The following is a 13079-nucleotide window of genomic DNA, read 5'->3' as shown; positions in this document are numbered from 1 at the left end:
TACTACTGTCTACAGATGATCTGGCAGGTGTTGTTGATGTAATGCTGGGCATAATGGCCGAACATCAGGTAGGGGATCGATCAGGGCGGTCTGAACCACGGGCAGTGAAGAGGCGACCAAAAGCTTTTCCAAAGTTGCAACACTCCCGTGCAAAGGCCAGACGGCTTAAGACATACCAAGGGAAGGCGGCTTAAGTCAGTACCATTGGGACTAGGAGCCTGTCGGACTTAACCGACCGTAGCGAGAAAAAGTCCGGTTTGAGCCAGTTTTTAGAAGCACTTGAGGATAATAGTGGTTCTATTTGACGAAAGTGGTTCTAAAAACTGGCCAAATCCGGCTTTTTCGCAGTAGGTGCGCGTTAAGTCCGACAGGCTCCTAGAGCTCCTGGGAAAGGAGCAGCTCTGTAATGACAGGCATGTGATCTGATATATCCAGGGGCAGGTGTAAGACCTGGGAATTGGTTGCTCCAATATATTCCGGCCTGAAGATGTAGTCGATAATCAAGTCAAGCCTGTCCTGGTTTAAATCATAAGCCGTCAGCCATTGAGGCCATTCAGAACCGCTCAAGTCGTCCAGTGCGGGAACTCCTCGGAAACTTTTGTAAAAAGGTGCCAGAAGTGAGTGTTCAAGGTAGTGTTCTTTCTGGTTTTCCGGAAGGTGACCATGAAAACCAGGGGGAATCAGGTTCAAGTCTCCGGAAAGCAGCCAATGCTTTCTGCTTTTAGTCAGCAGTTCAAGATGCTCATAGACAGCATCAACCTGCTCATACATATTGCCTCGCCCAATACCTGGAGCATCAAGGTGGGTATTGATGGCATATAGGTTTTTGCCATTTTCAAGCGGCATTCGTATTTCAAGCAGTGAGTGACGGGGGTAAAAAGGAACAAGTACCCGCTTCTTTCGGGTAGCAGGTAATAATATTTGGGTCGCATCATCTATCTGGTAACGGCTCATTGTCACAAGCCGCATATCGATAGTCCCTGTCAGGTGTTTTTGAGGAATAAAAGTGCTTTTCCAGTAACTGGCAGAACTGTAACAGGGAAGCTTGTCAGCCAGTTTTCTGTATAACATTTCCAGCTGGTTTTTATGAAAGGTGACAGGGTGAGTGAAGTGCACTTCCTGTAGCTGAAGAATGTCCGGGTTTGCGTTTTTAATAACTTCAATAATTCGATCCAGATTGCTTTCAATATCACTTTCCTTCAGAAACTTGCTGCTGTCTTCGGCCCAGTAGGGGTAATACGTGCCAGCAAGAAACTGAACGTTCCAGGTCATTACCCTGACAGGTTTATCAACAGGAACCTTTGGGATGCCAGCGGGGCAGTGAACATCACAGGGTTGCACTTTCGGGGGATTAAAACCCAGCAGTCTGGGAGCACTGAAGCTGAGTAATCCAGCTCCGGAGAGAGCTAGAAAAAAAGCGAGAGTGATCGTTGTAAGCCCCTGATGTCTGATCATTATTCTGCATTTTTATTTGAACGGTATCGAAAGATAGTTCATTCATTCCTGAACCGAAAATCTATCTACTCAACGCAATGAAAGTTGTTTTTACTATGTGACGGGCTTCTGGAAAGAAGATGCTAAAATTGATCAAGTAAATAATATCACCATGTAAAAGTTTACAAATGGTCGTTGTATCATCTCTGCATGCTGTTGATAATCTTTCTTTCAGCTTTTAAATTATGTGTGTCAGGAGGAACGAGTGCAGCAGTCAGTTTCACGCCATCATAAAGATGAAATTGCGTTTACTGAACAGGATATGGAATTCGACCGCTACCATATCTGGCATCCATACACTTCGGTGACCAAACCTATCCCGGTCTTTCCTGTAGTCTCAGCAGAAGGTGTACGCATCAAGCTGGCAGATGGCAGTGAGCTGGTTGACGGCATGGCATCCTGGTGGTCTGCGATACACGGGTACAACAGGAAGGAGCTGAATGAGGCTCTGCAGGATCAGATTTCCAGTATGTCACATGTGATGTTTGGTGGTTTGACCCATAAACCTGCTATTGATCTCTGTCGTAAGCTTGTAGAGATCGCTCCCGAACCATTGCAAACAGTGTTCCTTGCCGACTCAGGCTCTGTCTCTGTGGAAGTGTCCATAAAGATGGCTATTCAATACTGGCGCAGTAAAGGCGATGAGCGTCGTAAACGCCTGCTGACAGTTCGTAATGGTTACCATGGTGACACTATTGGCGCGATGGCAGTTTGTGACCCTGTCAATGGTATGCACGGGCTATTCAGCGGAATTCTTCTTGAGCATGTTTTTGTTGATGCTCCTCAGTGCAGGTTCAGCGACGATTGGGATGAAAAATATATTGAAGAGCTGGCAGAAGCGTTAAAGGAGCATCACCGGGATCTGGTCGGTATTATTATGGAGCCGGTTGTACAGGGAGCAGGTGGGATGAGGTTTTATTCTCCTGCCTACATCAAGCGTGTCCGCGAACTCTGCAATGAATATGGCATTCTTCTGATCTTCGATGAAATAGCGACAGGTTTTGGTCGCACAGGCAAGATGTTTGCCTGTGAGCACGCGGATATCTGCCCGGATATCATGACAGTTGGTAAAGCCCTCACGGGTGGCAATATGACGCTGGCTGCAACCATTTGCACTGAGGAAGTCAGTCATACCATTTCTGATAATGGTGTCTTTATGCACGGGCCAACTTTTATGGGCAACCCTCTGGCCTGTCGGGTGGCCTGTGCAAGCCTGGATATTCTGGCAACAGGGGAATGGAAAAGTCAGGTTGCAAGAATTGAACAGGGGCTTAAGGATGGCCTGAACCCCTGTGTCGGCATGTCAGCCGTTGCTGATGTCAGGGTTCTGGGAGCTATCGGTGTTGTGGAACTGAAAGAGCCTGTTGATATGCAGGTTATTCAGCCTCGTTTTGTCGAAGAAGGAATCTGGGTTCGCCCCTTTGGTAAGCTGGTATACGTGATGCCACCCTATATTATGAACGATGATGACCTGGCGTTTCTCTGTAAAGGTATTCGGAAAATCGTTGCTGAATTAAGTTGAGAAAACTGATCCTCAGGCAAATATCAGACCGCCAGCATCAAGCCTGCTGGCGGCTTACCACAGGAGAAGACTCTGTCTCTTTATCAACGATGCAGGTGACACAGGCATCTGACCAGACATTGATCGCACTTTCCAACATATCGATCAGCGCATAAACCGGAAGAATAACCCCCATCAACGCTAATGGAACATTCATGGTGGCCAGCAGTGTACTGGCCAGCAGGAAGCAGCCCATTGGGACACCGGCATTTCCTATCGCGGCAATAGTCGCAATAAAAATCCAGGAAAACATTTCAACCGGGGAAAAGCTCATTCCATTCAGTGATGAAACAAACAGTACGGTAATCAGAATAAAGCCGGCACAGGCATTCATATTAATTGTTGTACAAAGAGGAAAACTGAACCGGGCTATACGCTCACTGACGCCAAGTTGTGATCTTGCTGCTTCCATGGCAACAGGGAGGGCTGCACTTGAAGATTTGGCAAAGAAGGCAACTGAGAGAGCAGGAAACATTCCTTTAAATGTTTTTACCGGAGACAGACCTTTCCAGGATAAAAGCAGAGGAAGAACCACCAGTGCCTGTACAAGGTTAGCCAGGAGAATACTGAGAAAATAGAGAGCAAGATTGGTGACTATAGATTCTTCAGTAATCTCATGAAGAAAAGTTGTCACGAACGCCCAGACTGCAATTGGTAACAGCTTAAGAATACCTGCTGTCAGTTTCATAATTGCAGCAAACAGATCTTCAAACAGTTGCTGCAGTCGGGTTCTGCGCTCTACAGGCACTGTCAAAATTGCCAGGCTGAGAATAACAGCCAGAAACAGCACGCTGATAACCTGTCCCTGAGCGAAAGGCTCAATAAAGCTGGTAGGAATGATATCAACTAGGTATTTCAGATAACCGGTCTGCTGGTTTTCAACCACCGAGTTGGCGATATCCAGCCCCTGAACATGGTTGGCAGGGTCCAGCAACAGGAACAGTGAAAGAGCTATGGATGCCGCAATCAGTGTTGTCATAAGGGTGTAGCGAAATACCCGCCCTCCCAAAATGCCAGCCTCCTGAAGGTTTCCCATACCTGTCAGAGTTGATAAAACCGAGAAGAAAATAATGGGAGTGCTGACCAGCTTTAACAGCCGAATAAACAGATCACCCAGCGTTGTGGCAATGGTGTTGACTACAGGAACATCCATAAATCCACAGGTAATACCCAGCAAAGCTGCTGTGGAGATCATTGTTCCAGTTGATATCTTCGAAACTCTCGACATTTTTTTCCCCTGTCTTTTTCCCTGCATGGCTTGATCCCTTTGTAGTTAGACTGGCGAAACATGAATAGGGTTCAGGAAAGGTAGTCATTTTGTTATGTCCAATTAAAATTATTTTGCTATTAAATTATTCCATTTGGTTGTTCCTGATAGCTTGCGTCCAGCAGGTTAAGATTTGAGCCTGCTACTCACTGCTTTTTGCTACTTTCCTTGGGGGCTGTTGGGTTTTCATCATAGGCTCAGTGGCCCTGAAAGCCGTCAGCCGTTAGAAAACCTCAAAAGACCCTAGTGTTTTTGTGAATAATCAGTGCAGGAATATTTTTATGTTGTTATTTGGTGCTCGTTGGTGGAAGTTGCTGGGGCTGGGGCTATCACTGGTGGGGAGTAGTTTTCAGGCATATGGAGAAGCTGAAGTCCCAAATGGACATGATTCACGGCATATTGTGGTAATTCGTCATGGTCAGTCGGTTGCAAATGTCAGCAAAAGATACAACACCAACCCAGCTAATAACGGTTACTTTCCGGCACCACTCACAGATATAGGCCGGGAGCAGGCCGCAGCAACGGCTGCTGATCTTCACGATACGGGTTATAACACAGATAACATTGCCGCAATCTTCTGCTCTCCCCTTCCCCGAACCATTGAGACGGCAGAGATAATTGCCAGCCGGCTGGGGGTCGATAAAGACAAAATTGTCATTCTGGAAAGCCTCATAGAACGCAACCTAGGGGAAAGGGAAGGAATGTATCACGATCAGTTTGATGAGAAGGATTCCTGGAATCCTGAGAATCCTGAGCATTTTCATGGCGAGACCAATGACCAGGTTAAAGCCCGAATGCAGGTGTCATGGGCCAAAGCCCTGAGCTGGCCAGAACCTGGCCATATAATCATGGTTGGGCATGGTCAGCCAATTCAGGCTCTTACTGAATACCTGACAGGGCGAGGGAAGCGTTTCGCCAACGCAGAATTTATCCAGTTCAATACTGACGGCAGCCAGGTCGAAATCAAGCAGTCTCAGTTGGAAGCGGCCATATCCAGATAAGTTTGGTGCAGCTTGTCCAGTTGCTGGTGAAGTTGCTCAAGACTTCCGCTGTTGTCCACAACATCATCCGCTTTATTGAGGCGGTTCTGCCGGTCAGACTGGCTGCGTAGAATCGCTTCAGCCTGCTCCCTGGGGACGCCGTCCCGGTTCATGGTACGGGCGATCTGGGTTTCTTCTGAAACATCAATAACCAGAATTCGGTTAACCAGTTGGTGCTGGCTGGTCTCAATTAAAAGAGGGGAGACCAGCACCACATAAGGTGAAGTTGCCTGTTCTAGTTCAAAGTTTATTTGCTGAAAGATAAGGGGGTGGAGTAACTGTTCCAGCCAGCGCCGTTCTGTTTCATTATCGAAAATGATATCCCGCAATGCTCGTCGGTTCAGCTGACCATCAGGGAGAATCAGATTTTCACCAAAATGTTGGGCAATACTTTGCAGGGCAGGTTGACCGGGCATAACAACAACTCGTGCCGCCTGGTCAGCATCCGCAATAATGATTCCTTTTCCAGCCAGATAATCGGTGACGGAAGTTTTACCGCAACCAATTCCCCCTGTTACACCAACGACAAACATCTTAATGTCATACTCCGGCAAAGTGCAGATAGCTTGCAATTAACTTGTCTCCCTGGAACAGTGCGATAAGTCCTGCTGCTGCCAGGTAAGGGCCAAAGGGAATGGGAATACTTTTGTCCCGGCCCATAAAGATGATCATACCGATACCGACAATTGCTCCGACCAGCGAGGAGAGCAGAATAATAACCGGCAGATATTGCCAGCCCATCCAGGCTCCCAGTGCTGCCAGCAGCTTAAAATCACCATAACCCATACCTTCTTTCCCTGTTACCAGTTTGAACAGCCAGTACACGGACCAGAGTGAAAGGTATCCAGCAATGGCTCCCCAGACAGCATTTTCCAGAGAAGTAAACATACCCTGAGTATTTAGCAGTATGCCAAGCCACAGCAGAGGGAATGTCATATCGTCTGGCAGAATCTGGTGATCAATATCAATCATCGACATGGCCAGCAGCATCCAGCAAAGGATACAAACCATGAAAGATGACAAACCTGGCCCAAATACAGCAGCGCTTAACATAGCCAGAAGACCCGCAGCCATTTCAATAATCGGATAGCGTGCAGAAATAGCCGTTTTACACTGGCTGCATTTCCCTCTCAGAAACAGATAACTGATAACGGGAATATTTTCCCAGGGACGAATCTTGTGTTTGCACTTGGGACAGGTTGAGGCAGGAACTATCAGATTAAACTTTGGTTCCTTGGGAGGTTCCGAAGCATCAGGATCAAGAATCAAACGGCATTCATTTTTCCAGCTGCGCTCCATCATCAGCGGCAACCGGTATATGACGACGTTTAGAAAACTGCCAACCAGCAGGCCCAAAATCAGACAGAAGCCTGTCCAGAGTTGTGGGTCATTGAAAAGGGGTGAGAGTGCAGACAAGGTTGATGTCCTTTTCCGTGTGCTTTTCGTAAGTGTCGCAGCCGCGATCCGGCAGCTTTCAATATGAAGCGGAAGAACATCTTGACCGCCGTACTTCTAAAAATTGTATGTGTTTGCAGAAGCTCTGCCAAGGATGTTGCTGTTATAGACAGCCGTTCTAACTATTCAGACAGGGCATTGATTTGTCTGCTTGATGTACAACTGGCTCTTTTTTTGAGTATAAAAGGAGTTAAAACTATGGAACAGCCGGGAAGATCCGAAGCTATTGGCAATATCTTTGTCTCTGGTCAGATATCTTCGGATGAAGAGATGGATGGGGACGACGAAGAGGTGCCCATAACTACTGCCTCGCATCAATCTGGACACGGTAATAACGCTGGCCATTATTCTAACCCCGGGTACGATCGGCTTGTTGCCAAAGCTAAAGTTGCACCAACTGAAGAAGAGCGTAATGCAATTTATGCTCAAGCCGAGAAAATCTAGGCGCAGAATATACCCATCATACCGGTGTTTCATTCAACCAAGAATTACCTGAGAAGTGCCAAACTTGGCGGACTGCCAATGCATAACCCTCAAGACACCATCTACACACGTGATCTTTATTTGATTAAGTAGATCCTGTTAAAGCACCACAGGGATTGCGGTGCTTACTTTTAACCTTTCCCCACCACCCCCGTATTTCCCTTATCCATTCCTCCAGTGGTGCCGTGATACATTTCATGGATATATCACCAACTGGAACTAATAACAGATGCTAGGAGCACTGCGCTACATTGCTGCGGTAATGTTGATGACTGCTGTTTTGCCCGTCTCCGTACAGGCAAGTGTCAGCCAATCCAATGAGAAGATGAATTTCTGGGCAACGCCCCAGGATGGTACAAACCAGTTTAACCAGACTCCCACTGAAAAATGGTTTAAAGCTGCGGCTGACGCCGATGTGGAGTGGGTACGAATCACTTTCAGTAAATGGGACAGTCAATCCAAGGATTTTCTTGCAGGTAATCTGGATAACTACCAAAGCCTGGTTCCCGAAGATCTGGCCAAATTAAAGGAAGTGATTGGCTGGGCAGAGAAATATCAGTTGAAGGTTGTTCTTGCCCCTCTTGGGCTGCCAGGCAGCCGCTGGGCTCAGAACAATAGCGGTAAACGAGATCTTCGTCTCTGGAATGATAAGAAGTGGTGGGAGCAATCTTCCCGGTACTGGAAAGACATTGCTACCGCGCTGAAAGGCAACAAAACCATTGTCGCTTACAATATTATTAACGAGCCTATCGCAGAGATGGGAACAGGCCTAGCTGAACATGGCGATCCTTCACGCTACGACGCCTGGTACAAAAAATATCAAGGCACATCACACGACCTGCCCGCTTTCTACAATAAGGTGATTGCTGCTATCCGGGAGGTCGATAAGAACACCCCCGTTATGGTTGATGCAGGCTGGTATGCCCAGGCTCCTGCTTTCACTTACTGGCCGAAACTGGAAGACAACAAAGTTCTGTATGCATTTCATATGTACGAACCGTTTGACTTCACCAACCGCAAAAACTTCCTGCGCAAGAAAAACGGCAAGAAGATGTACACCTATCCCGGCAAGATCCCTTACGCTGGCAAAGAACAGTACTGGGATGAACAAGCCCTGGAAAACTGGCTGAACCCGTTTTTTGACTGGGCCAAAACCAATAATATTCCCGCCAATCATCTGGTAGCCTCTGAATTTGGTGCCTATCGCAAAAACCCTGGCACTGCCGCTTATATGGAAGACCTGCTTTCTATCTTTGAAAGAAAGGGAGTTCACTGGGGCTTCTACTCTTTCAGAGAAGATGAGTGGGATGGCTATGACTATGAGATGGGCAACAAACCACTTGGCTGGAAATACTGGCAGGCTGTTGAGAAAGGAGAAAGCCCTGATCGCCCATGGAACCAGACTAACAAAATATGGAAAGTACTTGATCAGGAACTGAAAGACGACACCATTACAGCGACAGGCAAATCAGAATAATATTGAGCAAATTACCTGAAAGGCCCACTAGATCGTGGGTCTTTTCAGAATCATTTTTCACTTTTAATGGATGCAGTCTCACGACTTTCAGCAAGTACCTCCGTAATATTTTTGGGATCTTCCCCTGATAGTGTGGGTAGTTTAACCTGATTTCAACTCAATTCAGGCAGGATGCCCATATGCGAGACAAGGAACTTTATTCCCAGATTCCTGGAATCAAGTCACCGTGGTCAGCTCGTAATGTTCAGCTGTCGTATACAGATTCATAGCCTGTTTGAATGGTTTCTAATTGACTGCTGGTAATCTCTATTTGTAGCTATTACGCAGGGGCACGGTCAGGGAAAAAGCATCCGCTGCTTGATTCCTGATGCGACTTGATTTGAAGCCCTGTGTCAGTAATTGAGATCAGGCTGGCTTCAGGAACTCTTCATTTGAGGAGATGGGTTCTTCTGTGATCAAGAGACATGAGTGCCTTTAGTATGCATTATACGGCTCAAGGCGTGTATTCGGCGGGAATTGCTGATGACTTGGAAGGAGCCGGTATGAACCTTGATCAAATGATTATCCATGTCGCACAGTGCAGCAGTTTCCCCAAATAGCGCTTGGGTGGGTTTTACCCTCGTTTTAATTGTAGGAATTCCGGCCTCTAAACAGAGCCTAATCCTGACCAGTTATCCATGACTCAATAGCATTTTGCATATCTTTCTCTGAACCATCGAAATCAATCATATCACCAAGAAACTTATTAATGGTTTCCTCAGGGGCTGCAGAGAACACACTCCTAAAACCAGACTCCTTGAGAGTTCCAAGAAGCTGGGAGCGCATATCAGACAGTTTTGAAGCATCTGACTCATCAAAGTCATACTTGAAATCACTAATCTGCTGAGTCAGTTTTGCTGCCAACTCTTCTGCAGGTGCAAGTAATTCCTTTTTAATTCTTCTATCAAGAATGCCTTCCATTCCTTCAGGCTGTTCCTGAGGCTTTTGACTTTTACGCTCTTTCTCTGAGGTATCTACCTTTTTCAGTGTTTTACCTTCTCTGATAGCAGCCATAAGGGCATCCTTTGCACCCACCTGCTTAGGTTCGGCAGTGTCTACTTTTCTTAGCGTTTTACCATCCCTGATGGCAGCCATAAGTGCACTTCTTGGATCCTCTGCATCCGGTTTAGAAGCTGTTTGACCGGCTTCATCAGTTGTAGTTTTTGTTTGCTTAGAAGGCTTTGTAGTCTCCACCTCCGGCTCTGTTGTTATGTTGTTCTGAGGTAACGGTGGAGGTGGAGGAGCTGGAGGTATTGAATTATCCGTACCAGAAACCTGTGCTGACTGCTGACTGTTATCAGTCAGTGAGACAGTGCTGGCATCAGGTTGTTCACCAGCAGAGGTTGTCGATATATCATCAGCCGGGTCGTCTGTATCTATCCGATCTTCCCAGCTTTCATCTTCGAGCCACTCGGTCATTGCAGCGACAGCAGCGCCTTCTGGCTCTCCAGCCTTAAGCCAATCAATGAGACCCTGGCCAGCAGAAAGAACCAGATCAGGAGCATAGTCGGCTTCATCATTCAGCCAGTTTGATGTTTCTACAACAACGGTTAATGCCTGATCTTTTGACAGGCCATGTTTTGTGATCGAATCAGTAAACAGAAGGGCAGCACTTCGAGCCTGATCGTCAGAAACTCCCGTCACTTTGATCTGTCTATATGCGTTATAAGCAAGCTTAGCCTGATCCGCAGGTAGTCTAGCTGTCAGCTCATTTTTCACAAATTCCTTGCTGGACTGAAGTGCCTGTTGGAACTGTTGAGTAATATCTCCATCTTTCTGTACGACAGAATCAGACTGTTGTTCACTTCCTGTTTTTTGAACCGGTGTTTCATTCGTTGTTGCAATGGCCCCAGTTGTAGCAGGTTGATCTGTTTTAGCTGGCCTAGAAGACCCAGTTACTGTTGTTTTCGTTTCAGGAACTGCTGTCTGCACAACTCTTGATGAGGTTTCTTTCAGAGTTTGAAGTGTCGCCGTTGTTACTTCACGTTGCTGCAGAGGCTTAGCCTTATTGTTTTTTTCAGTCTGCGACAGGTTGACCTGCTTGGGTTCAGCTTTAACTCCAGCAGCTTTTCTTGTGTTTTCCTGTCTGGGTGTAAAGTTCGTTTGTGTTATGTCTTTCGGCTTTGGTTTGATGACCATATTGGGCTTTAGTGCCCAGCTCGCCTGTTGAAGAAAATCTGCTTCGGCACTTTCAGCAAAATCGTCAGCCCCAGTCGTGGACCATACATCTACACTCATTTTCTTAAAGGCTGATGCCTGAACATCCCGGCTGATAGCCTGACAATCTTCCCGGGAAAGTCGTCCTGCGATATTTGGATAATGCTGAAGAACCTCATCAACTAAGGTATCTGCATCAGTTTTCATTTTATCATGAACATGCTGGCGTATATCCCGCCCTTCTGTAGCAAGCATTTTGGAAAACTCCAGAATCTTATCCGCTGCAAGAGGTTTGGTGAGGACCTCCTTGAAAAGCACTGCTAATGATTTGGGGTCCAGTGGTTCTTTCGCCCCGGCTTTTGATGAGCTCTCGAGCACATCCAGCTGCTTGATAATATTGTTTGCCGTCGCTTCAGGGTTGAAACGCCTTTTTCCTCCCACAGATGGCCCAGAGTAAACAGGATCTGGGATACGGGTTTCTTCCGTAAGAGGTTTGTATGAATTAAGAACGGGTTCAGAAGCCTTGAAGTTTTCAAGAGAGCTGCTTTTTCTGATGCCAGAAGATACGAAATGAGACTCATCCGTCAGGTTCGGCAGGCTGATACTTCTCTGCGTCATGGCCTTATCACTTTTCTTGAAGGGTGATGTAAAAGCCTTAACAATAAATTTGAAGGGGTTCTTGCTCTTGGATACTTTCTTGCCCTTGTGGTTCCCAATGGACTCAGGCGAAGAAGCCTTACCTGCATGCTGCGGGGTATGTACATCATACGAGCCACCCGCTTTATTGATTCCACCCATATCCATAATCCACTGATTTACTTCTTCTTATGAGGTTAGAAGGTGCATTAATATGGGGTTGGCACCAGCAGGTTTTCATAATTTTCATTGACTGATCTGCCCGGAGCCCACTTCTCAATACAGGGGGTGTCAAAAAAATCCTGAGGGTTCGATGCTATCAGCCAAATAGTTGGCGGTCTTGGCATGAAGACGTGTTCATAGCCTCGCTCTGAATGAGGCCAACCGATAGAATAATGCCCAAACAATACGATGGAGCCGGACAATGCGTGCCGTACTGCTTGATCGAGCCACCCTGGGCAATGACCTTGATATCTTTCCGCTTACATCAATGGATATGGAGTGGGATGTCTATGATCGGACTCCTCCAGACCAGGTCATTGAGCGCATTCGTCACGCAGAGGTTGTACTGAGCAACAAAGTCGTGATTAGTGATGCCGAAATGGCTGCCGCCAACCAGCTTCGCTACATCGGTGTTCTTGCCACCGGAACAAATAATATTGATCTGCAGGCAGCCTCCGCCCGCAGTATTACCGTCACCAATATAACGGCTTATGGTACAGCCAGCGTTGCACAGCATACCTTCTCATTGATTCTGTCCCTGGCAACGGCTCTGCCACGGTACAGCCAGATCAGCCAGGATGGGACATGGGCCAAAAGCGATATGTTCTGCCTGATGGATCGACCGGTTATGGAACTTGCCGGGAAAAACCTGCTGATCGTGGGGTATGGAGAACTGGGCCAGGCCGTGGCACGACTTGGCAAAGCTTTTGGTATGAATATTCTGATAGCAAAGGTTCCTGGCTCCCTGTCTTCTGCCACTGACAGGATTGAGCTGGAAGATGGCTTGAAGCTGGCTGATGTTGTTTCCCTTCATTGCCCTCTAACTGACCAGACCCGTAATCTGATTGGTGAGCCACAACTGGGACTGATGAAACCCCATGCTCTTTTGATCAATACGGCTCGCGGCGGACTGGTCGACGAAGCCTCTGTTGTTAACGCGCTTCGACAAGAGACCATTGGCGGCGCAGGGTTTGATGTTCTCACTCAGGAACCCCCGGTCTATGGCAATCCGCTGCTGAACACCGGCCTGTCCAACCTGATTGTAACGCCTCACACTGCCTGGCTGGCCAAAGAGTCTCGGGAAAGACTGCTTCTGCAAGCCGCCGAAAACATCAAGGCATTCCTGAACGGGAACCCTGCAAACAAGGTGGCCTGAAAAATAACTACGGATATTCCGAATTGCCAACGCCGGTGACCCTGACAGACTGGGTCAGTAATTTTTACTGACCTGACCTGCCTTTCATAGCT

10 protein-coding genes and 1 pseudogene are annotated in these 13079 nt (G+C 47.2%); 6 read left to right on the top strand and 5 right to left on the bottom strand.

The window, feature by feature from the left end; all coding sequences use genetic code 11:
• Window positions 1–194, top strand: a pseudogene (locus M3P05_RS04895) (hypothetical protein); the annotation flags it as partial.
• Window positions 195–375: 181 nt separating this feature from the next.
• Here the strand turns inward: M3P05_RS04895 and M3P05_RS04890 are convergent.
• Window positions 376–1455 carry an endonuclease/exonuclease/phosphatase family protein gene (locus M3P05_RS04890; protein ID WP_249698248.1) on the bottom strand — a complete coding sequence of 360 codons (1080 nt, stop codon included), beginning with the start codon at window positions 1453–1455 and terminating at the stop codon, window positions 376–378.
• Between the two features lie 301 nt (window positions 1456–1756).
• Between M3P05_RS04890 and bioA the strand changes: the two genes are divergently transcribed.
• A complete protein-coding gene (gene bioA, locus M3P05_RS04885; protein WP_249698258.1) occupies window positions 1757–3016 on the top strand; it encodes an adenosylmethionine--8-amino-7-oxononanoate transaminase in 1260 nt (419 codons plus the stop codon).
• A 37-nt stretch (window positions 3017–3053) separates the two neighbouring features.
• Here bioA and M3P05_RS04880 read toward each other — a convergent pair whose 3' ends face one another.
• Complete coding sequence (locus M3P05_RS04880) at window positions 3054–4283, bottom strand: dicarboxylate/amino acid:cation symporter (RefSeq protein WP_249698247.1); 1230 nt, start codon at window positions 4281–4283, stop codon at window positions 3054–3056.
• A 320-nt stretch (window positions 4284–4603) separates the two neighbouring features.
• Between M3P05_RS04880 and M3P05_RS04875 the strand changes: the two genes are divergently transcribed.
• Window positions 4604–5323 (top strand): histidine phosphatase family protein, encoded by a 720-nt coding sequence (locus M3P05_RS04875; protein WP_249698246.1) that lies wholly within the window; start codon window positions 4604–4606, stop codon window positions 5321–5323.
• Here the strand turns inward: M3P05_RS04875 and coaE are convergent.
• Both coaE and M3P05_RS04865 read right to left on the bottom strand, forming a co-directional pair.
• Complete coding sequence (coaE, locus tag M3P05_RS04870) at window positions 5296–5934, bottom strand: dephospho-CoA kinase (RefSeq protein ID WP_408635861.1); 639 nt, start codon at window positions 5932–5934, stop codon at window positions 5296–5298. The two genes, M3P05_RS04875 and coaE, sit on opposite strands and share 28 nt — an antisense overlap.
• Complete coding sequence (locus M3P05_RS04865) at window positions 5903–6778, bottom strand: prepilin peptidase (RefSeq protein ID WP_249698245.1); 876 nt, start codon at window positions 6776–6778, stop codon at window positions 5903–5905. The genes coaE and M3P05_RS04865 overlap by 32 nt, the downstream gene beginning before the upstream one ends.
• An 81-nt stretch (window positions 6779–6859) precedes the next feature.
• Between M3P05_RS04865 and M3P05_RS04860 the strand changes: the two genes are divergently transcribed.
• Window positions 6860–7261, top strand: a complete 402-nt coding sequence (locus tag M3P05_RS04860; protein WP_249698243.1) for a hypothetical protein — start codon at window positions 6860–6862, stop codon at window positions 7259–7261.
• A 268-nt stretch (window positions 7262–7529) separates the two neighbouring features.
• Window positions 7530–8777 carry a glycoside hydrolase family 5 protein gene (locus M3P05_RS04855; protein ID WP_249698242.1) on the top strand — a complete coding sequence of 416 codons (1248 nt, stop codon included), beginning with the start codon at window positions 7530–7532 and terminating at the stop codon, window positions 8775–8777.
• Window positions 8778–9434: 657 nt separating this feature from the next.
• On the opposite strand, the gene M3P05_RS04850 is transcribed toward M3P05_RS04855, so the two are convergent.
• Window positions 9435–11771, bottom strand: coding sequence for a WH2 domain-containing protein (locus tag M3P05_RS04850; RefSeq protein WP_249698240.1), 2337 nt, complete (start codon window positions 11769–11771; stop codon window positions 9435–9437).
• 262 nt (window positions 11772–12033) lie between these two features.
• On the opposite strand from M3P05_RS04850, the gene M3P05_RS04845 reads away from it, so the two are divergent.
• Window positions 12034–12987 carry a D-2-hydroxyacid dehydrogenase gene (locus tag M3P05_RS04845; protein WP_249698239.1) on the top strand — a complete coding sequence of 318 codons (954 nt, stop codon included), beginning with the start codon at window positions 12034–12036 and terminating at the stop codon, window positions 12985–12987.
• Window positions 12988–13079 lie beyond the last annotated feature (92 nt).

It is taken from the genome of Parendozoicomonas callyspongiae (genome assembly GCF_023502345.1).
GTDB lineage: Bacteria > Pseudomonadota > Gammaproteobacteria > Pseudomonadales > Endozoicomonadaceae > Sansalvadorimonas > Sansalvadorimonas callyspongiae.
The sequence above is the reverse complement of the archived record's forward strand: the minus strand, read 5'-3'. Positions and strand labels throughout refer to the sequence as shown.

What these genes read in the sequence shown, in the direction of transcription:
- M3P05_RS04890 (WP_249698248.1), bottom strand. Translation starts at nt 1,455, where the DNA reads ATGATCAGACATCAGGGGCTTACAACGATCACTCTCGCTTTTTTTCTA.
- bioA (WP_249698258.1), top strand. Translation starts at nt 1,757, where the DNA reads ATGGAATTCGACCGCTACCATATCTGGCATCCATACACTTCGGTGACC.
- M3P05_RS04880 (WP_249698247.1), bottom strand. Translation starts at nt 4,283, where the DNA reads ATGTCGAGAGTTTCGAAGATATCAACTGGAACAATGATCTCCACAGCA.
- M3P05_RS04875 (WP_249698246.1), top strand. Translation starts at nt 4,604, where the DNA reads ATGTTGTTATTTGGTGCTCGTTGGTGGAAGTTGCTGGGGCTGGGGCTA.
- M3P05_RS04855 (WP_249698242.1), top strand. Translation starts at nt 7,530, where the DNA reads ATGCTAGGAGCACTGCGCTACATTGCTGCGGTAATGTTGATGACTGCT.
- M3P05_RS04850 (WP_249698240.1), bottom strand. Translation starts at nt 11,771, where the DNA reads ATGGGTGGAATCAATAAAGCGGGTGGCTCGTATGATGTACATACCCCG.
- M3P05_RS04845 (WP_249698239.1), top strand. Translation starts at nt 12,034, where the DNA reads ATGCGTGCCGTACTGCTTGATCGAGCCACCCTGGGCAATGACCTTGAT.